Annotated in this window: 23 protein-coding genes; 1 reads left to right on the forward strand and 22 read right to left on the reverse strand. The window is 71.9% G+C overall.

Annotated features, from left to right (window positions below; genetic code table 11):
• Positions 1–50 precede the first annotated feature (50 nt).
• The 16 genes from whiG to ACWEK3_RS10430 form a co-directional block, all read right to left on the reverse strand.
• Entirely contained in the window at positions 51–893 is an 843-nt protein-coding gene (gene whiG / locus ACWEK3_RS10355; RefSeq protein ID WP_361425415.1) for an RNA polymerase sigma factor WhiG, read from the reverse strand.
• A 262-nt stretch (positions 894–1,155) separates the two neighbouring features.
• Positions 1,156–2,316: a DNA-processing protein DprA gene (gene dprA, locus ACWEK3_RS10360; protein ID WP_453249479.1), complete on the reverse strand. Its 1,161-nt coding sequence runs from the start codon at positions 2,314–2,316 to the stop codon at positions 1,156–1,158.
• Positions 2,313–3,938, reverse strand: coding sequence for a YifB family Mg chelatase-like AAA ATPase (locus ACWEK3_RS10365; protein WP_453249480.1), 1,626 nt, complete (start codon positions 3,936–3,938; stop codon positions 2,313–2,315). The genes dprA and ACWEK3_RS10365 overlap by 4 nt, the downstream gene beginning before the upstream one ends.
• Positions 3,938–4,300, reverse strand: coding sequence for a YraN family protein (locus tag ACWEK3_RS10370; RefSeq protein ID WP_450545280.1), 363 nt, complete (start codon positions 4,298–4,300; stop codon positions 3,938–3,940). The genes ACWEK3_RS10365 and ACWEK3_RS10370 overlap by 1 nt, the downstream gene beginning before the upstream one ends.
• A 130-nt stretch (positions 4,301–4,430) precedes the next feature.
• Positions 4,431–4,739: a DUF2469 domain-containing protein gene (locus tag ACWEK3_RS10375; protein ID WP_008745401.1), complete on the reverse strand. Its 309-nt coding sequence runs from the start codon at positions 4,737–4,739 to the stop codon at positions 4,431–4,433.
• Between the two features lie 56 nt (positions 4,740–4,795).
• Positions 4,796–5,335: an NUDIX hydrolase gene (locus tag ACWEK3_RS10380; protein ID WP_376652188.1), complete on the reverse strand. Its 540-nt coding sequence runs from the start codon at positions 5,333–5,335 to the stop codon at positions 4,796–4,798.
• Positions 5,325–6,101, reverse strand: a complete 777-nt coding sequence (gene lepB / locus ACWEK3_RS10385; protein ID WP_450545277.1) for a signal peptidase I — start codon at positions 6,099–6,101, stop codon at positions 5,325–5,327. The genes ACWEK3_RS10380 and lepB (ACWEK3_RS10385) overlap by 11 nt, the downstream gene beginning before the upstream one ends.
• A 148-nt stretch (positions 6,102–6,249) precedes the next feature.
• On the reverse strand, positions 6,250–7,260 hold the full coding sequence (lepB, locus tag ACWEK3_RS10390; RefSeq protein WP_450545276.1) for a signal peptidase I: 1,011 nt from the start codon (positions 7,258–7,260) through the stop codon (positions 6,250–6,252).
• Entirely contained in the window at positions 7,148–8,239 is a 1,092-nt protein-coding gene (gene lepB / locus ACWEK3_RS10395; protein WP_450545274.1) for a signal peptidase I, read from the reverse strand. Before lepB (ACWEK3_RS10395) ends, lepB (ACWEK3_RS10390) begins: the two co-directional genes overlap by 113 nt.
• Positions 8,232–8,963: a signal peptidase I gene (gene lepB / locus ACWEK3_RS10400; RefSeq protein ID WP_453249481.1), complete on the reverse strand. Its 732-nt coding sequence runs from the start codon at positions 8,961–8,963 to the stop codon at positions 8,232–8,234. Before lepB (ACWEK3_RS10400) ends, lepB (ACWEK3_RS10395) begins: the two co-directional genes overlap by 8 nt.
• 45 nt (positions 8,964–9,008) lie before the next feature.
• Complete coding sequence (gene rplS / locus ACWEK3_RS10405) at positions 9,009–9,359, reverse strand: 50S ribosomal protein L19 (protein ID WP_361425388.1); 351 nt, start codon at positions 9,357–9,359, stop codon at positions 9,009–9,011.
• Positions 9,360–9,494: 135 nt separating this feature from the next.
• A complete protein-coding gene (gene trmD / locus ACWEK3_RS10410) occupies positions 9,495–10,328 on the reverse strand; it encodes a tRNA (guanosine(37)-N1)-methyltransferase TrmD (protein ID WP_390723625.1) in 834 nt (277 codons plus the stop codon).
• Positions 10,328–10,906 (reverse strand): ribosome maturation factor RimM, encoded by a 579-nt coding sequence (gene rimM / locus ACWEK3_RS10415; protein ID WP_450545270.1) that lies wholly within the window; start codon positions 10,904–10,906, stop codon positions 10,328–10,330. Before rimM ends, trmD begins: the two co-directional genes overlap by 1 nt.
• Positions 10,907–11,017: 111 nt before the next feature.
• On the reverse strand, positions 11,018–11,257 hold the full coding sequence (locus ACWEK3_RS10420) for an RNA-binding protein (RefSeq protein ID WP_005479813.1): 240 nt from the start codon (positions 11,255–11,257) through the stop codon (positions 11,018–11,020).
• A gap of 5 nt (positions 11,258–11,262) precedes the next feature.
• On the reverse strand, positions 11,263–11,691 hold the full coding sequence (gene rpsP, locus ACWEK3_RS10425; protein ID WP_365419675.1) for a 30S ribosomal protein S16: 429 nt from the start codon (positions 11,689–11,691) through the stop codon (positions 11,263–11,265).
• 341 nt (positions 11,692–12,032) lie between these two features.
• Positions 12,033–12,629, reverse strand: a complete 597-nt coding sequence (locus tag ACWEK3_RS10430; RefSeq protein WP_453249482.1) for a hypothetical protein — start codon at positions 12,627–12,629, stop codon at positions 12,033–12,035.
• Positions 12,630–13,171: 542 nt separating this feature from the next.
• On the opposite strand from ACWEK3_RS10430, the gene ACWEK3_RS10435 reads away from it, so the two are divergent.
• Entirely contained in the window at positions 13,172–14,029 is an 858-nt protein-coding gene (locus ACWEK3_RS10435; protein WP_450545266.1) for an SAM-dependent methyltransferase, read from the forward strand.
• 55 nt (positions 14,030–14,084) lie between these two features.
• Here the strand turns inward: ACWEK3_RS10435 and ftsH are convergent, their stop codons facing one another.
• The 6 genes from ftsH to nsdA all read right to left on the reverse strand — a co-directional run bounded on the left by ftsH (position 14,085) and on the right by nsdA (position 23,774).
• Positions 14,085–16,034, reverse strand: coding sequence for an ATP-dependent zinc metalloprotease FtsH (gene ftsH / locus ACWEK3_RS10440; protein WP_453249483.1), 1,950 nt, complete (start codon positions 16,032–16,034; stop codon positions 14,085–14,087).
• 130 nt (positions 16,035–16,164) lie between these two features.
• Positions 16,165–17,712, reverse strand: a complete 1,548-nt coding sequence (gene ffh / locus ACWEK3_RS10445) for a signal recognition particle protein (RefSeq protein WP_361416417.1) — start codon at positions 17,710–17,712, stop codon at positions 16,165–16,167.
• Between the two features lie 91 nt (positions 17,713–17,803).
• On the reverse strand, positions 17,804–20,251 hold the full coding sequence (locus ACWEK3_RS10450; protein WP_453249484.1) for a [protein-PII] uridylyltransferase: 2,448 nt from the start codon (positions 20,249–20,251) through the stop codon (positions 17,804–17,806).
• A 22-nt stretch (positions 20,252–20,273) separates the two neighbouring features.
• Positions 20,274–20,612 carry a P-II family nitrogen regulator gene (locus ACWEK3_RS10455; RefSeq protein WP_361416405.1) on the reverse strand — a complete coding sequence of 113 codons (339 nt, stop codon included), beginning with the start codon at positions 20,610–20,612 and terminating at the stop codon, positions 20,274–20,276.
• On the reverse strand, positions 20,609–21,973 hold the full coding sequence (locus ACWEK3_RS10460) for an ammonium transporter (RefSeq protein ID WP_450545260.1): 1,365 nt from the start codon (positions 21,971–21,973) through the stop codon (positions 20,609–20,611). Before ACWEK3_RS10460 ends, ACWEK3_RS10455 begins: the two co-directional genes overlap by 4 nt.
• A gap of 316 nt (positions 21,974–22,289) precedes the next feature.
• The gene (gene nsdA / locus ACWEK3_RS10465) at positions 22,290–23,774 is read right to left on the reverse strand and encodes a transcriptional repressor NsdA (RefSeq protein ID WP_450545258.1); all 1,485 of its coding nucleotides are present in this window, start codon (positions 23,772–23,774) and stop codon (positions 22,290–22,292) included.
• Between the last annotated feature and the right edge of the window lie 125 nt (positions 23,775–23,899).

Here is a 23,899-nt window from a genome sequence, read left to right on the forward strand (position 1 = left end):
TCGACCACTTTACGGACGCGTCACCCGGACCGGGAGGGACTCCGCCCGGGTCAGCGTCCGAAGCTCGCCAGCTTCGCACGCAGCTGAAGCACCGATTTGGTGTGGATCTGACTGACCCGGCTCTCGGTCACACCGAGCACGTTGCCGATCTCGGCGAGCGTGAGGCCCTCGTAGTAGTAGAGCATCACGACGGTCTTCTCCCGCTCGGGCAGCGTGTTGATCGCCCGGGCCAGAAACGTGCGCAGCTCCCGGTCCTCGGCCACCTCCACCGGGTTGTCGGCGGCGGTGTCCTCCAGCGTGTCCATCAGGCTCAGCCGGTCCCCGCCCTCGCCGCCGACGTGCAGCAGCTCCTCCAGCGCCACCACGTTGGCCAGCGACAACTGGCTGAAAACAGCGTGCAGTTCGTCGACGGCGATGCCCATCTCGGCGGCCACCTCGGCCTCCGACGGCGTGCGCCGCAGCCGGGCCTCCAGGGTCGCGTACGCCCGCTCCACGTTCCGCGCCTTTTGCCGCACCGAGCGGGGGATCCAGTCCAGCGCCCGCAGCTCGTCGATCATCGCGCCCCGGATCCGCGTGATCGCGTAGGTCTCGAACTTGATCTCCCGCTCGATATCGAACTTCTCGATCGCGTCGATGAGCCCGAAGACCCCGGAGGAGACGAAATCGGCCTGCTCCACGTTGGGTGGCAGTCCGACGCTCACTCGTCCCGCCACGTACTTCACCAGCGGCGAGTAGTGCAGGATCAGCTGCTCCCGCAGCCGCTCGTCCCCCGTCGCCTTGTACGACCGCCACAGCTCCTCGAGCGTCGAAGGAGCGGGCGGTCGCACGCTGCCACCGTCACGGGCGGCTGAGGGGATCGCCGCCCGGTCGGGCCCGGAGGTGTGCTGGGGCATTCGTCGCCTTGTGTCGTTCTGCCGTGGAATGCGGGCGTCTGCGTGAGTTGCCGGTCCGAGTCGTTTCTGTGGTCGGAACCACGTGAGCGTAGCGTGACTGATGTGTCGCGGTGCGCGAACGGCGGGGCGTGAAGCGTGCGCAGATTCGTTCCGCGATGCGCCCCGCCGGGTCACGCACGTCACCCTCGGTAACCGCGACAGCGCCCAACTGCGGGAATCCGCAACGACATCGGGTCTCCCCCGGACGGCCGAACACTCTCGGTCAGCACCGCTCGCGGCCCTCCCGGGCCGAGATCAGCGCCTGGCGTGTCAACTTCCATCCCTCGCCATGTCGTTCGACGTACCCCAGTGATCGGAGTTCGTACAGTTTCGCGATCGCGTCGTCCGCGGTCGTCCGGGCGCCGCGGGCGATCTCCTCCGGCGTCGCCCCGCCGCGCGCCGGCAACGCGGCCAGAACCTGCCGAGCGTCCGGTTCCAGCAGGTCGCGCGGGAGTACGGGACCGCGCCGGTCCGGGGCGAGTTCACCCATGTCGCCCACCAGTTCGACGACTTCCGCTGCGTCGCCGACCAGCACCGCCCCACCGCGCAGGAGCTCGTGGACACCGGCGGAGAGCGCGCTGGTGGCCGGGCCGGGCACGCCCATGGTGTGCCGTCCCAGCCGCTGCGCCGCCCGCGCGGTGACCAGCGATCCGCTGCGGTGGGCGGCCTCGACCACAACGGTGCCCCGGGTGAGCGCCGCGATCACTCGGTTGCGGACGATGAACCGGCTCGGCGTGGGGTGGTCACCGGGCGGCAGTTCGCCGACCACCAGACCCTGCCGCGCGATCCTGGTGATCAACTCGGTGTGCCCGCGCGGGTAGGGCCGGTCGACGCCGCAGGCCAGGACGGCGACGGTGGCGCCACCCGCGGCGAGGGCACCGCGGTGGGCGGCGCCGTCGACTCCGTAGGCGCCGCCGGAGACCACCACCCAGCCGCGCTCGGCGAGGCCGGAGGCGAGGGCCGCGGCCATGTGGGCGCCGTACTGGGTGCAGGCGCGGGCGCCGACGACCGCGACCGAGCGCAGCGCCCATATCCGCAGGCTGGGCCGGCCGCGCACCCACAGTCCCATGGGCCGCGCGTCGCCGAGGTCGTCGAGCTGGGCGGGCCACTCGGTGTCCCCGGGGCGTACGAACCGCACACCGGCGTCCCGGGCCGCGGCGAGGTCGCGTTCGGGCTCGGCCCGTGCCGCCCGGGCGCACAGCCCCGACCACCGCTTGCCGGAGACCCCGGCGAGCCGAGGGGCGCCGTCGCGCAGCCGCCGGGCCACCTCAACCGCCCCGAACTCCCGCAGCCAGCGCCCGCCGGCCTCGTCCCCGGGCTCGACGACCCGGCTGAGGAGGACCCGGGCGAGCAGTTCGCGGTCGGGGGCCCGGGTGGCGTTCACACCGGCGCCCCGATGGTCATGGGCACGCCCCGTGGCACTCCGGTGCGCAGTTGCAGCGCCAGGGCGACGTCCGACGCGTCGGGCCGGTCGTGGCCGGCCAGGTCCGCGACCGTCCAGGCGACCCGCAGGACGCGGTCCAGTCCGCGCGCGGTGAGAACGCCCCGCTCCAGGCCGCGCTCGGCCTCGTCCATCGCGCCGGCCGCCACGTGCCAGCGGCTACGCAGCTCGCGGCCGGGCACCTCGCTGTTGGTCCGCCACGGTGTGCCCGCGAGCCGGGCCGCCGCGCGTTCCCTGGCGGCCCGCACCCGGTCGGCCACCGCCGCCGTGGCCTCGCCCCGGGCGTCGCGCCGGGTGAGTTCGGAGCGGGTGACCGGGTCCACCTCCACCCGCAGGTCGACCCGGTCGAGCAGCGGGCCGGACAGCCTGGCCTGGTAGCGGCGGACCGCCGAGGGCGGGCACTCGCACAGGGTGTCGCGCAGTGAGAACCGGCCGCAGGGGCACGGGTTGGCCGCGAGCACCATCAGGAACTTCGCCGGGAACCGCACCACCCCGGCGCTGCGGGCGATCACCACATGGCCGGCCTCCAGCGGCTGGCGCAGGGCGTCGAGCGCGTGGCTGCTGAACTCGGGGGTCTCGTCCAGAAAGAGGACGCCTCGATGGGCGAGCGACACCGCCCCGGGCCTGGCGACGCCCGGGCCGCCGCCGACGAGGGCCTGCATGGTGGCCGAGTGGTGCGGGGCGCAGTAGGGGGCGAGGTCGATCAGCGGTCTGCCCGGCGGCAGGAGTCCGGCCACCGAGTGGATCGCCGTGACCTCCAGGGACTCCTCCCGGGCGAGGCGGGGCAGCAGTGCGGGCAGCCGCTCGGCGAGCATGGTCTTGCCCGCGCCCGGCGGCCCTTCGAGGAACAGGTGGTGCGCCCCGGCCGCGGCGACCTCCGCCGCTGTACGGGCCGAGACCTGGCCGACGACGTCGGCCAGGTCGTGCCCCTGGTCCTGCGGGGCGGCGCCCACGTTGTGCATTCCGGCGGCCGCGCCCGTGCCGGGCAGGCGCAGGCCGGCCAGCAGCGGGTCCGGTCGTCCCTGCTCGTCCGGTTCCTCCTCGGGCACCGGCTCGTCGGTCAGCACCGCGATCAGCTGCCGCAGGCTTCGCACGCCGAGGACGGAGACGCCGGGCACCAGCGAGGCCTCGGCGGCGGCGCACTCGGGCACGACCACCTGCTCGTACCCGGCGTCGGCGGCGGCCAGCACCGCCGGCAGGATGCCCCGGACCGGGCGCACCCGCCCGTCCAGGCCGAGCTCCCCGATCATCACGATGTCGGCGAGCACCCGGGGATCGATCCGTTCGGCGGCGCCGAGCACCGCGCAGGCCACGGCCAGGTCGAAGCCGCTGCCGGCCTTGGGCACCGAGGCCGGGCTGAGCCCGACCGTGAGCTTCTTCTGCGGCCACTCGCCACCGGAGTTGACCACAGCGGCCCGCACTCGGTCCCGGCTCTCGGTCAGGCTCTTGTCGGGCAGGCCCACCAGGGTGAAGGCGGCGACGCCCGGTTCGAGGTCGGCCTGCACCTCGACGACCACGCCCTCGACACCGACGAGGGTCACGGAGCACGTGCGCGCGAAGCCCATCAGGCGGCCCCCCGTACGTGCTCGACCACGGGGGCGCCGCGCCGGGGCAGCAGGACGCCGACCAGGTCGATGCGGACGCCTCCGGGCGGAGCCCCTCCGTGAGACTGGATCCACCGTTCTGCGAGGCCGCGCAGCCGCTCGGCCTTCTCCGCTGTGACCGCGGCCATCGGATGCTCGAAGAGCCCCTCCCGGCGGGTCTTCACCTCGCAGACGACCAGGACGTCGCCGTCCCGGGCCACGATGTCGATCTCGCCTGTCCTGCCGCAGCGCCAGTTGCGCTCCAGGACCGTCATGCCGGTCTGGGTCAGCCGCCGGGCCGCCAGGCCCTCTCCGTACCTGCCGAGCGCGCTTCGTGCGTTCATGTCGGCACCACCTCCGGCGCCCACGGTCACGTATCCGGCCTCACAGAGTGGATCTTGGTGGGTTACTCACCGGTTGTGGACAACGCCGTCACTCACACGAGTGACAGCGAGAGAGGATCGCTGACGCCCCTCACCCGCCCGGCAGCTCCAGATCGGTCTTGTTCAGCTCCTCAATGTTCACGTCCTTGAACGTGAGGACGCGTACCTGCTTCACGAACCGGGCCGGCCGGTACATGTCCCACACCCAGGCGTCGGCCATCGACACCTCGAAGAACACCTCACCCTGCACCGAGTGGACCTGCATCTCGTAGTCGTTGGTGAGGTAGAAGCGCCGCTCGGTCTCGATCACGTATTTGAACAGACCGACGACATCGCGGTACTCCCGGTAGAGCTTGAGCTCCATCTCGGTCTCGTACTTCTCGAGGTCCTCGGCGCTCATGGCATGTTCCCCTTCAGCCGTGCGATCCCACCATTGTGCGCCAGTCCCATGAGGCCCTAGACGATTTCGGTGTCGAGGGTCACGGGCCCGGCCGGGGGACCTTCGTCGAGCAGTGTGCGCAGAAGCTCGGCGAGTCTGGTCGGATACACCGTCTCATGTGCCCGGATCAGTTCCTGACACGTCCACCAGCGCGCTCCGGCGACGCTGCGCCGCTCCAACTCGGTCAGGGCCGTGGCCTCGATCGCGGTCCGGTCCGTACGGGCCAGGTAGTACCACTCGTCCTGGTTCCAGCGTCGGCCCGCGAACGGGAACGAGCACGTGCGGCGCCACAGCACCGGGCCGAGTTCGACCTCGGTGATGCCGGTCTCCTCGGCGAGTTCCCGCAGGGCGGCCTCCTCGCGCGTCTCGGCGCCCTCCAGGCCGCCGCCCGGGGTGAACCACCAGTCGTCGGCCGGGTCGTCCGGCTCGTGGCCGTGCAGCAGCAGGATGCGGTCCTCGGGGTCGAGCAGGACCACCCGGGCGACCTTGCGCAGTCCGCCGCGGTAACCGTCCGTGCCCGCTGCGTCCTCGGCGTCCCCGGCGTCCTCAGCGAGCACCGGCCGGCTCCGTCCGGGGGCGGGCGCGCGAGCCGCCCAGCCACGTCGCGATCGGGCCGTAGGCGCCCCCGGCGAGGACCAGGACGGCACCCGCCACGATCATCATGGTGATCGTGCGCAGCGGGCCCGGCTCGGACAGGGCGCCGAGCGCCTCGAAGCCGGTGGGACGCTCCAGCAGGCCCTTCATGGGCCAGACGACGGCGTCGACCCGGGCATCCACGGCGTCGCGCGAGACGGTGCCCGCGGCCGCGTCCGTGAGGTGGGCGGTGGAGTCCAGGGAGCCCTGGCGCTCGTCGCCGAGCAGGAACAGCCGGCCCTGGGGCACCTTCACGGTCGGGAAGCCGCCGGCCTCGGCGACGGCGCCCTTCAGGTACGGCTCGTCGACCTGCTTGCCGTTGACGGTCAGCCTGCCCTGCTCGCAGCAGGAGACGGTGTCGCCGCCGACGGCGACCACGCGTTTGATCACGGCGGAGTTCTGCACCCAGGTCTTGTCGTGGAAGACGACCACGTCACCGCGGTGCACCTGACCGCCGTCGACCCGCTGGGCCAGCACCCGGTCGCCGATGCCGATCGTCGGCACCATCGAACTGGTGGGCACGGTGTACGGGCGGTAGATCACCGCCGCCCACGCGAATCCCGCGAGGAACAGCACCAGCCCCAGGGCCACGGCGAGCCCGGACAGCCGCTGCCCGGCCTTGCCGCCCACCGGGTCCCTGCCTGTGCCGCCGCTGCGCGGGGCCGTACGCGTCGTGCTCTCGCCACCCATGGACCCGAACCCTACCGGGCGGTACCGGAACGGGGCAGCCCCTCCTTCCGGGCCACCGCCGCATGCTCCACGAGGACTTCACAGCGGCGGACGGTACCGGCGGAAGCGGCCGCGCCGCCGCACTGCCCCGGCTCGGCGGCCCAGCGGCTCAGCGGCTTCCCGTGGCCGTAGTCGGGGTGCCCGTACCGGCCACGGCCTTCGCGGCCCGCCTGCGCCGCCACAGCGCCACCGGCACGACCGCGGTCAGGGCCACGCCCTGGGGGGCCACCGTCAGGGCGCCCGCCGCCGAGGAGTGATCGTTGATGCCCTGCTGGTCGAAGGTCTCCGGGACCGGCAGCGTGCCCCAGCGGTTGATCGGCCAGGCCTTGACGATGGCGCGGCCGACGACGTCCTTGACCGGGACCATGCCGTGGTTCTTGTCGGTCTGGTTGTAGCGCGAGTCCCGGGAGTTCTGCCGGTGGTCGCCCATGACCCAGATGTAGCCCTCGGGCACGTGCACCGTGAACTGACCGCCCTGGTCGTCGACGCTGCACGGCGTGTTGCCCGGGTAGACGTACGGCTCGTACAGCGGCTTGCCATTGACCATCAGCGGGCCGGTGTTCCTGCACTCGACGGTGTCGCCGCCCACGCCGACGACACGCTTGATGAGGTCCTTCTCCTCCGCGGACGGCATCAGGCCGATCCAGCTGAGCACCGTCTGCAGCGCGTTCGGACTGGCCGCCGGCTCGCCCGCCAGCCAGTCGTCCGGGTCGTGGAAGACGACGACCTCGCCGCGCTCGGGCTCGGAGCCGAACCACGGGGTCAGCTTGTCGACCAGGACGCGGTCGCCCCGCTGAAGGGTGTTCTGCATCGAGTCCGAGGGAATCGAGAACGCCTGTACGAGGAAGGTCTTGATCAACAGCGCCAGCACCAGCGCGATAGCGATCAGGATGGGCAGCTCCTTCCAGAAGGAGCGGGGCTTCCTCGCCTCGGGGGTGCTGCCCCCGCTCCCCTGGTCACCGCTGTGGTTGTGCTCAGTCACCGTGCCGTCCTCGGCTGTCTCGCTCTCACTCCCGGAGGTCACGGCGCTGCGCGCAGCGGGGTCCGCCGCTCCCTCGGGGTGTCCGCGGTGCTCCTCGCCGTCGTGTCCGGACCGTGCGCCAACCGCCACATCCCCCACGCCAACTCCTCACTCCGTGCCGCCGCCTGCCCCGTGCGCGGCGCAGGCCCACCACTCCCATAACGAGCGGGAGTTCCGCAGGGCTCGGGAGTCGAACCGATCCATTCGGATCGTCTGGGGCAACCCTATGCGACAGGCGGGGAGCGGCGGTCGACCCAGCCGCCGCGTCGGGCACCGAAGAAAAGGTTTTCGGCTCCTTCAGCATGGTCCAGTGGCCGACGGGCCAGCCGATGACCATGGCCCGCCCCACCACAGAGTTCTCCGAGACGGTTCCGCCGTACGGGGTGTCCTGGTGGGCGCGCGAGTCGGCGGAGTTGGCCCGGTGGTCGCCCATCACCCACAGCCGGCCCTGGGGGACGGTGATGTCGAACTGGGTGTTGGAGGGGGCGTTGTCCGGATAGAGGTAGTCCCCCTCGTTCAGGGGAAGACCGTTGACAGTCACCCTGCCCTGCGTGTCGCAGCACTTGACGTGGTCACCGCCGACGCCGACGACCCGCTTGATGAGGTCCTTCTCGTCGTCGGAGGGCAGCAGGCCGATGAAGGTGAGGCCCTGCTTGACCTGCTTGACCCCGACGGGGTCGTCCTTGTGGGCGGTCTGCTCGCCGGCCAGCCAGCCGCCCGGGTCGTGGAAGACGACGACGTCCCCGCGCTGCGGCTTGGCGCCGAACCACGGGGTGAACTTGTCGACCAGGACCCGGTCGCCGATCTGGATCGTCTGCTCCATGGAGCCCGACGGGATCACGAAGGCCTGCACGAGGAAGGTCTTCAGCACCAGGGCTATGAGCACGGCGACGCCGACGAGGAGCGGTATCTCCCGGACCGCGGAGCGCCTGCGCCGCCGCTTGACCTTGCGTTGCAGCTTGCGCCGCTCCGCGCGGGTGCGGCCACCGGCCGAGCCCGCGGCGCGCCGCGCCCCGGTGGGCAGGAGGTTGTCGGCGGCGTTGGCGGAGACACCACGCGGCCTGCCACGGCTACCCATGGCCGCCGCCCGCATGGCCGGCGGCGGGCACACGCGCGTAGGCGTCCGGCCGGTGCAGGTGGGTCCGGTGGCCGAAGGGCCAGACGATCCAGTCGGCCCGGCCGATCACGTCGCCGACCGGGATCATGCCGCCGCCCGGCGAGCCCAGATGGTCGCGGGAGTCGCTGGAGTCGCCCCGGTGGTCGCCCAGGACGAACAAGGTGCCCTCGGGCACGACGACGTCGAAGGACACGGCGGACGGGCTGTCACCGGGGTAGAGGAACGTCGACTCGTCGACCGACCGGCCGTTCACCTGGATCCTGCCCTCCTCGTCACAGCAGACCACATGGTCTCCGCCTACACCGACAACGCGTTTGATGTAGTCGCCGTCCCCGAAGTACCCGGTGCCGTCGAACACGACGACGTCGCCGCGCCGCGGCACGGCTCCGAAACGGTACGCCAACTTGTTTACGGCAACGCGGTCCCCGATCCTCAATCCCGGCTCCATGGATCCGCTCGGAATCTCGAACGGCTGCATCACGAACGTGTTGAGGAGCAGCAGGAACATCAGGCCGCCCAGCGCGGCCAGGGTGATCCTCCCGCCGGGAAGCCACTCGGTGATCCGCGACATCAACGCGAAACGCGACCGTTCCTCCGGCCCCCGCGCCCCCGGGTTCTCACCGGGTTCGCCGTCACAAGGGCGGGAGGAGCGGTCGCGCTCCGTCTGCTGTGCTTCGGTGTCCATCGGGGCCGAATGTTATCCGGCCCCGCCATGAACTCCGCGAAGCGCTCAGTTCTCGCGCTTCTCCTTGATCTTCGCGGCCTTGCCGCGCAGCTCGCGCAGGTAGTACAGCTTGGCGCGACGCACGTCACCCTTGGTGACGAGCTCGATCTTCTCGACGATCGGGGTGTGCACCGGGAAGGTGCGCTCGACGCCGACGGAGAAGGAGACCTTGCGGACCGTGAAGGTCTCGCGCACGCCGGAGCCCTGGCGACGGATCACCACGCCCTTGAACTGCTGCACACGGGAGCGGTTGCCCTCGATGACGCGGACGTGGACGTTGACGGTGTCGCCCGGGCGGAAGGCCGGGATGTCCTCGCGCAGCGACGCGGCGTCGACGGAGTCGAGCAGGTGAGACATTTCGTCTGCTTTCTTCGTTGATGCCACAGGTCATCAACGGGCACTAGATGTACGGGGTCGGTGCTGCGCGGGTCGGGACGGGCGTCGTGTCCCCCTGTGGCAGGGGCGCACGCCGGACCGGCACACAGCAACGCCCTATTCTTCCACGCCGTCGGTCCTGCGCCAAAATCGGCCGTGCGCCTCACCCTCGGGGTCCGGCGACCAGCCCAGGATGGACAGCATCTCGCGGTCCTTCTTGTCGAAGGCCTTCGGATCGCAGCGCTCGATGAGGTCGGGCCGGTGGGCCGTCGTGCGCCGCAGGGCCTCGTCGCGCCGCCAGCGGGCGATCTTCCCGTGGTGGCCGCTGAGCAGCACCTCGGGGATGCCGTGGCCGCGCCACTCGGGCGGCTTGGTGTAGACGGGGCCTTCCAGGAGGTTGGCCATCGTGCCGGGCGCGAAGGAGTCGTCGCGGTGCGACTCGGCGTTGCCCAGGACGCCGGGCAGCAGCCGCGCCACGGCCTCGGTGACGACCAGCACGGCCGCCTCGCCGCCGGCGAGGACGTAGTCGCCGATGGAGACCTCGTAGACGGGCATCCGGGTGGCGTACTCGTCCATCACCCGGCGGTCGATGCCCTCGTAGCGGGCCGGAGTGAAGATCAGCCAGGGGCGCCCGGAGAGCTCCACGGCGAGTTCCTGGGTGAAGGGGCGGCCGCTGGGCGTCGGAACGATGAGCGCGGGCGCGTGGGAACCCGTCTCGTAGCCGTCGGCGAGGACGGTGTCCAGGGCGTCACCCCAGGGCTCGGTCTTCATGACCATGCCGGGACCGCCGCCGTAGGGCGTGTCGTCGACCGTGTGGTGGCGGTCGTAGGTCCAGCCGCGCAGATCGTGGACGTGCACGTTCAGCTGTCCACGCGCGCGTGCCTTGCCGACGAGGGAGACGTTCAGGGGTTCCAGGTACTCGGGGAAGATCGTGACGACGTCGAGCCGCATCAGGACTCTTCCTCCGCGGACGTGCCCGAGGACGCGCCGGGCCCGTCGGTGGCCTCGTCGAGGACGGCCTGGTCGTCGATGAGGCCGGGCGGCGGGTCGATGACCGCCCGCTGCTCCTCCAGGTCGACCTCGGTGACGATCTCCCCGACGAACGGGATCATCACCTCGGTGCCGTCCGCACGCTCGACGATCAGGAGATCCTGGGAGGGCAGGTGGGAGATCTCGGTGATCCGGCCGACCTCCTTGCCGTCCACGGTGACGACGTCGAGGTCCATCAGCTGGTGGTCGTAGTACTCGTCCTCGCCCTCGGGAAGCTCCTCCGGGTCGATCTCGGCGATCAGGAGGATGTTGCGCAGGGCCTCGGCGGCGTTGCGGTCGCCCACGCCCTCGAAGCGCAGCAGGAGGCGGCCGCTGTGGACGCGGCCCGTCTCGATGATCAGCGGGCCGGCGGACGCCGGGTCGGTGGCCAGGACGGCGCCGGGGGCGAGCCGCAGTTCGGGCTCGTCGGTACGTACCTCCACGGTGACCTCGCCCTTGATGCCGTGGGCGCGGCCGATCCGTGCGACTACCAGCTGCACGTGGAAGATCTCCTGTCGGAACTCTGTACGCGAGCCGCCGGGCGGCTCATACGACTACGGGCCGGGGACGGCCCAGCGGCCCTCCCCGGCCCGAGCCGGTTTCGAAAAGCGTCAGCGGACGTGGTCCACGTCGACGAGGTCGACACGGACACCGCGGCCGCCGATGGCGCCCACGACGGTGCGCAGGGCGCGTGCGGTGCGGCCGTTGCGGCCGATCACCTTGCCGAGGTCGTCCGGGTGCACCCGGACCTCGAGCACCCGTCCGCGGCGCAGGTCGCGCGAGGCGACCTGCACATCGTCAGGGTTGTCGACGATGCCCTTCACGAGGTGCTCAAGCGCCTCCTCGAGCATGCTGCTCAGGCCTCGGTCGACTCAGCCGAAGAAGACTCGGCCGCGGCCTCGTCCTTCTTCTCAGCCTTCTTCTTCTGGGTGATGGCCTCACCCTTGTTCTCGTCGTCACCGCCGAGGGCCTCGAACGACGGGCGCGCGGTCTTCTCGGCCGGCTGGAGCAGCGGCGCAGGGGCGGGCTCGCCCTTGAACTTCTGCCAGTCGCCGGTCTTCTTCAGGATGGCGAGCACGGGCTCGGTCGGCTGGGCGCCGACGGAGAGCCAGTACGCCACACGCTCGGCGTTGACCTCGATGCGCGAGGGGTTCTGCACCGGGTGGTACAGACCGATCTCCTCGATGGCCCGGCCGTCACGGCGGGTACGGGAGTCGGCGACGACGATGCGGTAGTGAGGCGAACGGATCTTGCCCAGACGCTTCAGCTTGATCTTGACTGCCACGGGAGTGGGTTCTCCTGGATTTGACGTGGTTGGGCACGGCGGAGACGCCGCGTGGGGTTGCGGTACCCGAGTGCCCGATGGACGCGTCAGCCGGAGGAGAGAGGGGTCCTGTGCGGCTGTCGAGTACAGCTAGCCATTGTGCCACACCCGGTGCGCCTGTCTGGGCGGAGGGTGCGGGGGCCGGCCGCCCCCGGGCACGACTGAGCGGCACCCGGCGCTCCGGGTGCCGTGGATGCGAGCGCCTGCTCGCGCCGACGGGGGTGCCGCCGCGTACGGCGGCACCCCGCGCACGTCCTGCTGCTCACCCGGCACCCACGAGATGCCGGTACGCAGTGAGCCGGTCAGCCGGTCGCCGCGCCCACCGGCTCCGGGATCCTGAACGGCTTGCCGCAGCCGCCGCACATGATCGGGGCCTGAGCCAGGACCGAGGGGACGACCCGCACATTGCGACCGCAGTCGCAGACCGCCTTGACCCTGACCCCGCCGCCGGACGAGCCGTGGCGGGCGGCCGGTCCGCGGAAGGAACGGCCGGTGTCGGCGGAGGTGGCGACCGAGTGCGCCTTCAGCGCACGCTGGAGGCGCTCGATCGTCGGGCGGTAGCGCCGCCTCGCCTCGGGGCTGAGCGAGACCAGTGAGAAGCCGCTGCTCGGGTGCGGCTCCTCGGGGTGGTCCAGGCCCAGCTCCTCGGAGATCGCGAGGAACCTGCGGTTGTGGTAACGGCCGGCACGGGACGTGTCGCGTACGCCGCGCGCGGCGGCGACGCCATGGACTGCCTCGTGAAGCAGTCGCTCGAAGGAGAGTTCGTGTCCGCACGCGGACGACGACTCCCCGATCAGGGACTCAGGCGCGGCAAGGTCCGGCAGCTCGGGGTGGTACCGCTGAATGTCGGCCCACGCCTGCGCCAGCTCTGCGGCGAGAACAGGTGGTGTCGTGCTCACGTAATGACAACGAGCCGGAGGGCCGCTGTGTTCCTATTCCGGGCCATCCCAAATAATTTGCACGTACCCGTCAGTCGTCGCTGATGCGTCCTGACGAGGGCGGGTGCGCTGATCTGCGGAGAAGCCGCACAGCTCCACCCAAGGTGGTGCGCAAAGGGAGTACGCACCGGCGCGTACGCCCCTCGCGCACGCGGGGGGCGTCGGGATCGCGCCACGCGCAAGAGGCGTTTCGGCCGCTTCCCGGCCGGGGACCCTCATCCCGGTCGGCGCTCGCGACGCCCGCGACGTTACCCGGTGTGCCTCCCCCGTCCGGCACCGGCCCAGAGGACAAGCCGACTTCCGGCCACGTCGATCCCGGAACCAGGTTGCCGGGATGTGAAATCTCTGCCCGCACCGCCACAGGACGCAAGCAGGGCCCCGCGACCCCTGGACGCGAGGAAGGGCTCGGAGTTACCTGGCATACGGGGGAAGTGGGAGCGCACGGCACGGGGGCCACGGAACCGGGCACAGCGACAGCACTCGGCGGATTGGGGCGCCTATCCATGACACCCGCGCTCGTGCGGCAGCACGTACGGCACACGGCAACAGTCCCCGACACGGAGCCACGCGCACGCGCGCGTGACTGGTCCGAGATCCAGGAGCGGATGCTGGTCCCGCTCTACGAGGCCGTCTACGCGCGACTGGACGTAGGCTCCGGCACACGGCTGCTGGCCCTCGGCTGCGGCTCCGGGCTCGCCCTGCTCCTGGCCGCGGCCAGAGGCGCGACGGTCACCGGTGTCGACTCCTCCCGCCCCGAGCGGCTCGCCCTCGCCCGCCGGCGGCTGCTCCCGGAACCGTGGGACACACGCACGCGTGCGACCGCCCGGATCGTCGACGGATCACCGCGGGACGCCGCCGTCCCCGGCAGCCCCGCGTACACCGTCGTGACCGCCTTCGAGCCGATCGGCTGCCTCGCGGGCGACTCGGAGGGGTTGGCCGGCCTGCTCGCCGCCGCGACACCGCTCGCCGAGAAGGGGACGCCCGTGGTCCTGGCCGGCTGGGGGCCGCCGGAGCGCTGCGCGACCGCGTCCGTGCTGCGGGTGGCGACCAAGCTCGCCGATCCGCTGCGCAGCCCCGGCAGCTGGCGGCCCGCCCTGCGCGACGACCTGGAGGAGGTGGCCCAGCGCGCCGGTCTGCGGCCGGACGGCTCCGGCCGCGTCGCCTGCCCCTTCGGGTACTCCGACCTCGACAGCGCGGTACGCGGACTGCTCTCCACCGGGCTGTTCGACGCGGCCGTCGCCGCCACCGACCGGAACCAGGTCGACAAGGAACTCACCGAGGCCCTGCACGCACACCAACGGCCGGACGGCACCGTGTGGATGCCCAACGTCTTCCGGTACCTGATCGCACGGACCCCCTGAACACGACGCCCCGAACCCGGACGCCCGGACACCGGCGCCCGCACACCCCCGAACCTCACGGGACGCCGCCGGCCTCCGCCTCCTTCCGCAGCCGTGTGATCCCGGCGACCCGGTAGGCGTCGGCCTCCTCCAGCGTCTCGTTCTCCAGCAGCGCCTGCGCCAGCGCGTCCAGCTGCCCCCGGTGGTCGCGCAGCTTGCGGCACGCCTCCTCGTAGCACTCGTCGACAATGCGCCGCATCTCGCTGTCGATGGTGTCCAGGGTCTGCGGGGCGGCGGCGAGCCCGTAGGCCTGCTGGGCGTCGTCCGGCAGGGCGGAGAGGCGGCCGAGGTGCTCGCTCATGCCCCAGCGGGCCACCATCCCGCGCGCGATGCCGGTGACCTGCTCGAGGTCGTGCTCGGAGCCGGTCGTGACGACCCCGTAGACGACGTGCTCCGCCGCCATGCCGCCCAGCGCGCCGATGATGCGGCCCCGCAGGTACTCCTCGGTGTACGCGTACTTGTCGGACTCCGGCGTCGACAGCGTCACCCCGAGCGCCCTCCCGCGCGGCACGATGGTGATCTTGCGAACGGGGTCCGCGCCGGGCTGGAGCATGCCCAGCAGGGCGTGCCCGCTCTCGTGGTACGCCGTGCGCCTGCGCTCCTCCTCGGGCATCACCAGCGCACGTTCGGCGCCGAGCTGGACCTTCTCCAGCGCCTCCGAGAAGTCGGCCGGCGTCACCTGGTCCTGCCGCCGCTTGACCGCGAGCAGGGCGGCCTCGTTGGCGAGGTTGGCCAGCTCCGCCCCGGTCATGCCCGGAGTCGTACGGGCCACCCGGGCGAGGTCCACGTCCGGGGAGAGCGGGATCTGGCGGGTGTGGATCCGCAGGATCGCCTCGCGGCCGCCCCGGTCCGGCGGCGAGACGCTCACCACCCGGTCGAAACGGCCGGGACGGGTCAGCGCGGGGTCGAGCACGTCGGCGCGGTTCGTGGCGGCGAGCACGATGACGCCCTCCGAACCGGAGAAGCCGTCCATCTCCGTCAGGATCTGGTTCAGCGTCTGCTCGCGCTCGTCGTGCCCGCCCACCGAGGCACCGCCGCCCCGGGCCCGGCCGATGGTGTCTATCTCGTCGATGAAGACGATCGACGGCGCCACCTTGCGGGCCTCCGCGAACAGCTCGCGCACCCGGGAGGCACCCACCCCCACGATCATCTCGATGAACTCGGACGCCGACGCCGAGAAGAACGGCACATCCGCCTCACCGGCCACGGCCCGCGCGAGCAACGTCTTGCCCGTGCCCGGCGGCCCCGTGAGCAGCACCCCGCGGGGCATCTTCGCGCCCATGTGGCGATAGGCGTCCGGATGCTCCAGGAAGTCGACGACGTCGTCCAGCTCGCCCTTGACCTCGTCGATGCCCGCCACGTCCGCGAAGGTGGTGCGCTGGGTGCCCGGCTGGAGTTCGACCGGCCTGGGCGGCGTCTTGCGCCCCAGCAGACCGCCCGGACCGCCCAGACCCGAGCCGATTCGCCGCGCGAAGAAGATCCACAGCGCCGCCAGCACCGCGATCGGCGCCAGCGAGAGCAGCAGATTCGACAGCAGGCCGCGCTCCTGCACGACCGGCTGCGCGGTCACCGTGACATGGTGGCTGCTCAGGCTATGCCAGAGCCTGTCGTCCGCGAAGGCCGGGCGCTGCGTCTTGAACTTGGTGTACTTCCCGCCGCCCTCGGGGTTGGCCTGGGCGCTCTTGAGCCGGCCCTGGATCGCGTCGCCCTTGGAGTAGATCGTGCCGACGTTGCCCGCGTCGAGCTGCCTGCTGAACTCGGTGTACGAGATCGTCGGCTCGTTGCCCTGGTTGTAGTAGCTCAGCCCGCCGTAGGCCACCAGGAAGACGATCACCGCGGTGACGAGCAGGCCCCACCACCTGCCGCGCATCCGTCCGCCGCCGGCCCGCCTGGGCGGCTCGTCCGGCGTGCCCTCGGTGCGCCACGGCTGGTCAGAGCCATTGCGCGGCGACGCGGCATTGCTCATATCTGGACGTTACGGCACATGGCGTACCCCGGCACGCGCTGAGGGCGCCCCTCCGCGGAAGGGCGCCCTCAGCGTCGTCCAGACGCCGTACGGGTGACACGCGTGTGCCGTACGGCGCTCGGGGTGGGCCTCAGCCCATGAACTTCTTGAACTCGTCCGGAAGCTCGAAGTCCTGGCCGCCCTGCTGCGGCAGCCCCAGGGCGCCGCCGGCCTGGGCGGCGGCACGGCGGGCCGCCTCCTCCTGCTCCTGCTGCTTGCGCTTCATCGGGTTGCCGGAGCGCTGCTTGCCCTTGGTCTTCTTCGGCTGCTTCTTGGTCCGGCCGGGACCGCCGCCCATGCCCGGGATCCCCGGCATGCCGGGCATACCGCCGCCCTGGGCCATGCGGGACATCATCTTGCGCGCCTCGAAGAACCGCTCGACCAGGTTCTTCACCGCGCCGACCTCGACGCCGGAACCCTTGGCGATACGGGCGCGGCGCGAGCCGTTGATGACGGTCGGGTCCTGGCGCTCGCCCGGGGTCATCGACTTGATGATCGCGGCCGTGCGGTCAACGTCCCGCTCGTCGATGTTGTTGATCTGGTCCTTGATCTGGCCCATGCCGGGCAGCATCCCGAGCAGCTTGCTGATGCTGCCCATCTTCCTGACCTGCTCCATCTGGGCCAGGAAGTCGTCCAGGGTGAAGTCCTGGCCCTTCTTGGACGCCAGCTTGGAGGCCATCTTCTCGGCCTCTTCCTGGCTGAACGTCTTCTCCGCCTGCTCGATCAGGGTGAGCAGGTCACCCATGTCGAGGATGCGGGAGGCCATCCGGTCCGGGTGGAAGGCGTCGAAGTCGTCGAGCTTCTCACCGTTGGACGCGAACATGATCGGCTTGCCGGTGATCTGCCGGATCGACAGGGCCGCACCACCGCGGGCGTCACCGTCGAGCTTGGAGAGCACCACGCCGTCGAAGCCGACGCCGTCGCGGAAGGCCTCCGCGGTGTTGACGGCGTCCTGACCGATCATCGCGTCGACGACGAACAGGATCTCGTCGGGGCTGACGACGTCCCTGATGTCCGCCGCCTGCTGCATCATCTCCTGGTCGATGCCGAGGCGGCCGGCGGTGTCCACGATCACGATGTCGTGGACCTGGGTCCGCGCGTGCTCGATGGAGTCCTTGGCGACCTTGACCGGGTCGCCCACGCCGTTGCCCGGCTCGGGCGCGTACACGGCGACGCCGGCGCGCTCGGCGACGACGCTGAGCTGGTTGACGGCGTTCGGGCGCTGGAGGTCACAGGCGACCAGCAGCGGGGAGTGGCCCTGCTCCTTGAGCCACTTGGCGAGCTTGCCCGCGAGGGTGGTCTTACCGGCACCCTGCAGACCGGCCAGCATGATCACGGTGGGCGGCTGCTTGGCGAAGCGCAGGCGGCGGGTCTCGCCGCCGAGGATCGTGACCAGCTCGTCGTTGACGATCTTGAGGACCTGCTGGGCCGGGTTCAGCGCCTTCGAGACCTCGGCGCCGAGGGCGCGCTCCTTGACGTTCTTGATGAACGAACGCACGACGGGCAGGGCGACGTCGGCTTCGAGCAGGGCGATGCGGATCTCGCGCGCCGTGGCGTCGATGTCCGCTTCGCTCAAGCGCCCCTTGCCCCTGAGGGACTTGAAGGTGGCTGAGAGGCGGTCGGAGAGAGTATCGAACACGGCGGCGTCGGTCCTCGGCATCGGCGACAGGATGGATCGCCCTCCAGGGTATCCGGCCCCGCAAGGAATTCGTCCCCGCCCGCCCGCGAGGTCACGTCCGCAGCGTCTCCTCCAGCCGTCGCGCCACGGACGCCGCCTCCTCGTCGGGCAGCGGGTCGCCCGTCGGGCCGGTGACGTAGAAGGCGTCCGCGGCGTTCGCTCCCAGCGTGCTGACGTGCGCGCTGCGCACCCGTACCTTCGCGTCCTCCAGAGCCCGCCCGATCCGGAACAGCAGCCCCGGCGCGTCCTGGGCGCGGACCTCGAGCACGGTGGCGTGCCGGGAGGCGGCCGGGGCGACCGTGACCCTGGGCGGGGGTGCCGCCACGCCGTGGCGGCGCGGATAGGCGGCGTCCCGTTCGGCGAGGCGGCTCGCGATGTCCAGGGAGCCGTCCAGCGCCCGGACGAGGTCGGCGCGCAGCCGGGCGGCCTGGGGCAGGGCGCCGTACTCGGCGGCGACGCGCCAGTCCAGCAGGAGTACGGAGCCGCGGGCGACGCCGTCCGGCAGGTCCAGGGGCCGCAGCTCGGCCGTGCGGACGGTGAGCCGGTGGGTCGCCAGTACTCCGGCGACCGAGGGCAGGACGCCGGGCTGGTCGGGGACGGCGATCAGCAGCTCCACCCCGAGCTGCTCGGGCTGCCCCGGGTACTCCTCGGTGGGCTGCTCGGTCTGCGCCCGCAGGGCCAGGGCCGGCCCGCCGGTGCGGAAGGCCTCGATGGCGAGCCGTTCCTGCTCGGCGGTGGGCGCGGCGGGCTCGGGCTCGCCGGGGGCCTCCCCCGCGAGGACCGCGCGGACCCGTCCGACCAGGTCGGTGACGAGGGAGCCGCGCCAGGACGACCAGGCGGCCGGCCCGGTGGCCAGGGCGTCCGCCTCTGTGAGGGCGTGCAGCAGTTCGAGGGTGCTCTGGGTGCCGACCGCCTCGGCGACGGCGCGGACGGTGGCCGGGTCGTCCAGGTCGCGCCGGGTGGCGGTCTGGACGAGCAGCAGGTGGTGGCGTACGAGGGCGGCGAGCACCCGGGTGTCCGCCGGGGCGAAGCCGATGCGCCCGGCCACGTCCGCGGCGATGGTCTCGCCGGCCGCGCAGTGGTCGCCGGGCAGGCCCTTGCCGATGTCGTGCAGCAGCGCGGCGACCAGGAGCAGGTCGGGGCGGCCGACCCGGCGGGTGAGGGCGGAGGCACGTACGGCGGTCTCGATCAGGTGCCGGTCGACCGTCCAGCGGTGGACGGGGTTGCGCTGCGGGCGGCAGCGCACCCGCTCCCAGTCGGGCAGGAACCGGGTGATCAGCCCTTCCGCCTCCAGCGCCTCCCAGACCTCGACGGTGGGGCGGCCGGAGCCGAGCAGGGTGACGAGCTGTTCGCGCGCCTCGGCGGGCCAGGGCGTGGGCAGGGGGCGCGCGGTGGCCGCGAGATGCCGTACGGCGTGCGGGGAGAGCGGCAGGCCCGCCTGCGCGGCGGCGGCCGCGGCGCGCAGCGGAAGCACCGGGTCGCGTTCGGGGCGCGCGGTGCGGGCGAGGCCGACCTCGCCGTCGTGCTCCACCACGCCTTCGGCGAGCGGGGTCCGCTCCGCGACCGGCTTTGGGCCGCCGAGCAGGGCGCGCAGCCTCGGCCGCACGGCGCGCGACCGGAGCACACGCCCCACCTCGCGCCAGGTGACGTCGCCGGCGTACGAGAGGACGCGTGCCGCCTCGTACACCTGGCGCAGGAGCGCGTCGGCGTCGGGCAGGTCCAGTTCCGCGGCGACCTGGTCCTGGTCCTGCAACGCGAGCCGGTCGGAGGCGCGGCCCGTCGTCAGGTGCAGGACGTCGCGCACGTCGAGCAGCCGGCGGCGGGCGTCTGCGAGGCCCTCGCGCGGGGCGTCGGCGAGCCAGGAGGCGGCGACGGCACGCAGGGCGGTGGCGTCCCGCAGGCCGCCGCGTGCCTCCTTCAGGTTGGGTTCCAGGAGGTACCTCAACTCGCCCTGCCGTTCGGCGCGTTCGGCGCACAGCTCCCGGAGTTCCGGCAGGCGTCTCGGTGCCTGGTTGCGCCAGTCGGCGAGGATCGCGGTGCGCAGTGCGGTCGTCAGTCCGAGGTCGCCGGCGAGGTGCCGGGCGTCCAGCAGTCCGAGCTGGACCTTGAGGTCGTCGCGCGCCGCCCCGCGGGCCTCGGCCGGGGTGCGGACAGCATGGTCGAGGGCGATGCCGAGGTCCCACACGGGGTACCAGAGGCGGTCGGCGACGGCGGCGATCTCCTCGGTGCCGCCGCCGTGGTGCAGGAGCAGCAGGTCCAGGTCGCTGCGGGGCGACAGCTCTCCGCGCCCGTAGCCGCCCACGGCGACGAGGGCGACGCCCCGCGGTCCCCCGGCCGCCCTGGTGAACAGCTCCGCGAGCCAGCGGTCGGTCAGTCCGGCGAGCGCGGCCCGGCGCGATGGCCCGGACCACGTCCCCTCGGTGAGGAGGCGCAGCCGGGCCGCCGCGTAGCCGCCGGGCCCAGCGTTCTCCGCTTCGCTTCGCACGTCCGCGCCCGTCACCGGCGGCTCCTGTCTCGCGCCTTCAGAGCGCGTCCGGGCCGCGCTCGCCGGTGCGGACCCGGACCGCCGTCTCGACCGGCACGGACCAGACCTTGCCGTCACCGATCTTGCCCGTGCGGGCTGCCTTGACGACGACCTCGATCAGCTGCTCGGCTTCGTCGTCCTCGGCCAGCACCTCGATGCGGATCTTGGGCACCAGGTCGACGGTGTACTCGGCTCCGCGGTAGACCTCGGTGTGGCCGCGCTGACGTCCGTAGCCGCTCGCCTCGGTGACGGTGAGGCCGTTGACGCCGTACGCCTGGAGGGCCTCCTTGATCTCGTCGAGCCGGTGGGGCTTGACCACGGCGGTGATGAGCTTCATGCGTCCACCTTCCTGCTCTGCGTGGCGGCCTTCTTGATCTGCGCGGCGGCCAGGGCCGGGGTCGTGACGGCGGTGACGACTCCGCCGCCCGCGCCGGTGAGGTCGTAGGCGGTCTCGGCGTGTTCGGCCTGGTCGATGCCGGAGATCTCCTCGTCCTCGGTGACCCGCATGCCGATGGTCCGGTCCAGGAGGAAGGCGAGAACCGCGGAGGCGATCAGGGAGTAGGCGAGGACGGCGAAGACACCGGCGCACTGCTTCCAGAACTGCTCCAGGCCACCGCCGTAGAACAGGCCCTTGACGGCGGACTGGCCCTTGCCGCTGGCGAAGAAGCCGATCAGCAGGGAGCCGACGACGCCGCCGACCATGTGGACGCCGACCACGTCGAGGGAGTCGTCGTAGCCGAACCGGTACTTCAGGCCGACCGCCATGGCGCACAGGACGCCGGCGACGGCGCCCACGGCCATCGCGCCGAGCGGGGAGACGGCGCCGCCGGACGGGGTGATCGCGACCAGGCCGGCGACCGCGCCGGAGGCGGCTCCGAGGGTGGTGAACGCGCCGTGCCGGATCTTCTCGTAGGCGAGCCAGGCGAGCATGGCGGTGCCGGTGGCGACCTGTGTGTTGACGAACATCAGCGGGCCGACGCCGTCGTCGTTGCCGAGCCAGGAGCCGGCGTTGAAGCCGAACCAGCCGAACCACAGCAGGCCCGCGCCGAGCATGACCAGCGGGAGGCTGTGCGGGCGCATCGGGTCCTTCTTGAAGCCGATGCGCTTGCCGATGACGAGGATCACGCCGAGTGCCGCCGCGCCGGCGTTGATGTGGACCGCGGTGCCGCCCGCGAAGTCGATCACGCCGAGCTTGTTGGCCCAGCCGCCGGCGCCCCAGACCCAGTGGGCGACCGGGAAGTACACGACCGTGGCCCACAGCACCAGGAACAGCGTCCAGGCGCTGAACTTGACCCGGTCGGCCAGAGCGCCGCTGATCAGGGCGGGGGTGATGATCGCGAACATCAGCTGGAAGACGGCGAAGACGAAGACCGGGATGGTGGATCCGGGCCACAGTTCGGTCTTGCCGATACCGCTGAAGCCGACGAAGTCGGAGGTCCAGCCGATGAGGGAGCCCCGGTCGGCGCCGAAGGCCATCGAGAAGCCGTAGAGCACCCACAGGACGGTGACGACGCCGAGGCTGATGAAGCTCATCATCAGCATGTTCAGCGTGCTCTTGACCCGGACCATGCCTCCGTAGAAGAAGGCCAGACCGGGGGTCATCAGCATCACCAGGGCGGAACAGATGAGCATGAAGCCGGTGTTGGCGGACGACAGTTTGGGCGCGTCCGCCGCCAGCAGGATGGCGGCTGATGCCATCGGCGTCTCCTCGTCGGTCGGTGCGGCCCCGTGCGGGCGGCCGGGCGAAGCCTTGCGCGGTCCGGTCGGCGAGGGGTGGCCGGCCGACCGTGCCACGAGACTGGCCCGGCGCGGTTTCGATGGACGCCTCGCGTTGTTTCGCCGGGGTGACGAAGAGGTCTGCTGTGTTACGTGCCGGTGAAGCGCATGGTGACGTGCCGTGAAGCGCGAGCGGAAAAACAGGCCGGCCGCGGGCGGCCTTCCGATGACCAGGCATGGGGGAGCCGAGTCGGGCAGTTCGGGAGGGCCGGCCGCGGCCGGGGTCGGGGAGGCGCTGTCAGACGGCCTCGACGGTCTCGGGCAGTTCGGCGGCGAGCTGTTCGGTCAGGTCGATGACCTCCGCGAGGTCCCCGTAGCCGCGTACGGCGTTGTCGACGGTCTTGCGGATACGGGTGTTCACGCGCTCGGAGCGGACCTTCTTGGCCACCCTCATGGCCTGCCTCGCGTACTCGGTGCTCTGCTCGGGCTCGCGCTGGAGCAGGTGGACCGTGGCCATGCCGATGAGGTTCAGGGCGTACGACCGCTGGTGTTCGCGGTCCTCGGCGAACCGCTCCACGGCCTTCTGCATCAGCGGCTCCGCCAGTGAGGCGTACGTGGGGCTGCGGCCGGCGACGTAGGCGAGGTCGCGGAAGGAGTGGGAGTTCTCGCCGTACAGCTCGGCCTCGGAGAAGAAGCGGATCCAGTCGGGGTCGGGCTCGTCCCAGTCCTCGGCGTCGGCGAAGGCGTCCTCGGCCATGCGCACGGCGCGCTTGCACTTGCCGGGCTGGCCCGTATTGGCGTAGGCGCGGGCCTCCAGCGCGTACAGCATGGACTGGGTGCGCGGGCTCGCGCAGTCGCGGCTGCCGTACTGCGCGAGGTGGATGAGCTCCAGGGCGTCCTCGGGGCGGCCGAGGTGGATCATCTGGCGGCTCATGCTGGACAGGACGTAGGAGCCGAGCGGTTTGTCGCCCGCCTCCTTGGCGGCGTGCAGGGCGAGGACGAAGTACTTCTGCGCGGTGGGCTGGAGTCCCACGTCGTAGCTCATCCAGCCGGCCAGTTCGGCGAGTTCCGCGGCGACCTTGAACAGTCGGCGGCCGGTGGGCTCGGGCTGGGGCTCCTGGAGGAGGTCCGTCACCTCGTGCAACTGGCCGACGACCGCCTTGCGGCGCAGGCCGCCGCCGCACTGTGCGTCCCACTGCCGGAACATCACGGTGGTGGTCTCCAGCAGCTCCAGCTCGGGCCGGGAGAGCCGGCCGGGGCGGCGGGAGGCGGCCTGCGGCTCGGGCTCCTCCAGCGGGGCCGGGGGCGCGGGCACGAGCCAGCGCTGGAGCGGTTCGATGAGGGACGGGCCCGCGGACAGCGCCAGCGACGTTCCGAGGAAGCCGCGCCGCGCCAGCATCAGGTCGCTGCGCGAGAACTCGCTGAGCAGGGCCACGGTCTGCGGGCCCGTCCAGGGCAGGTCGACACCGGTGGCGGAGGGGGTCGGGCGGGAGGTGCGCAGACCGAGGTCCTCCACGGCGACGACGCAGCCGAAACGCTCGGAGAACAGCTCCGAGAGGATCCTGGGGATCGGCTCGCGCGGGTTCTCGCCGTCCAGCCACCGCCGGACGCGCGAGGTGTCGGTGGAGATGTGGTTGGCGCCCAGTTGGCGGGCACGGCGGTTGACCTGGCGGGCGAGCTCGCCCTTGGACCAGCCGCTGCGCACGAACCACGAGGCGAGCAGCTCGTTCGGGCGCTTGTCCGCGCTCGCAGCGCTCGTCCCGCTTTCGCCGTTGCCGCTCACTGGAACGCCCCCATCCCTGAGACCACTTGTCGCTTTGGTGCGCCAAGCCCTATCAGAATGCCGGTCAACAAGGCCGTTCGTCCGCCGATTCTCACCCTTCGAACCGACTGCCGACTTGCCTCCGG

The organism is Streptomyces sp. NPDC004721 (assembly GCF_053601495.1).

Coding starts and splice junctions, on each gene's coding strand:
- ACWEK3_RS10435 (WP_450545266.1), top strand. CDS start 13,172: ATGACACCCGCGCTCGTGCGGCAGCACGTACGGCACACGGCAACAGTC.
- lepB (WP_450545274.1), bottom strand. CDS start 8,239: ATGGGTAGCCGTGGCAGGCCGCGTGGTGTCTCCGCCAACGCCGCCGAC.
- lepB (WP_450545277.1), bottom strand. CDS start 6,101: ATGGGTGGCGAGAGCACGACGCGTACGGCCCCGCGCAGCGGCGGCACA.
- ACWEK3_RS10455 (WP_361416405.1), bottom strand. CDS start 20,612: ATGAAGCTCATCACCGCCGTGGTCAAGCCCCACCGGCTCGACGAGATC.
- ACWEK3_RS10370 (WP_450545280.1), bottom strand. CDS start 4,300: ATGAACGCACGAAGCGCGCTCGGCAGGTACGGAGAGGGCCTGGCGGCC.
- ACWEK3_RS10420 (WP_005479813.1), bottom strand. CDS start 11,257: ATGCTCGAGGAGGCGCTTGAGCACCTCGTGAAGGGCATCGTCGACAAC.
- rplS (WP_361425388.1), bottom strand. CDS start 9,359: ATGTCTCACCTGCTCGACTCCGTCGACGCCGCGTCGCTGCGCGAGGAC.
- ftsH (WP_453249483.1), bottom strand. CDS start 16,034: ATGAGCAATGCCGCGTCGCCGCGCAATGGCTCTGACCAGCCGTGGCGC.
- ACWEK3_RS10375 (WP_008745401.1), bottom strand. CDS start 4,739: ATGAGCGCCGAGGACCTCGAGAAGTACGAGACCGAGATGGAGCTCAAG.
- whiG (WP_361425415.1), bottom strand. CDS start 893: ATGCCCCAGCACACCTCCGGGCCCGACCGGGCGGCGATCCCCTCAGCC.
- trmD (WP_390723625.1), bottom strand. CDS start 10,328: ATGCGGCTCGACGTCGTCACGATCTTCCCCGAGTACCTGGAACCCCTG.
- ACWEK3_RS10365 (WP_453249480.1), bottom strand. CDS start 3,938: ATGGGCTTCGCGCGCACGTGCTCCGTGACCCTCGTCGGTGTCGAGGGC.
- lepB (WP_453249481.1), bottom strand. CDS start 8,963: ATGGACACCGAAGCACAGCAGACGGAGCGCGACCGCTCCTCCCGCCCT.
- ACWEK3_RS10460 (WP_450545260.1), bottom strand. CDS start 21,973: ATGGCATCAGCCGCCATCCTGCTGGCGGCGGACGCGCCCAAACTGTCG.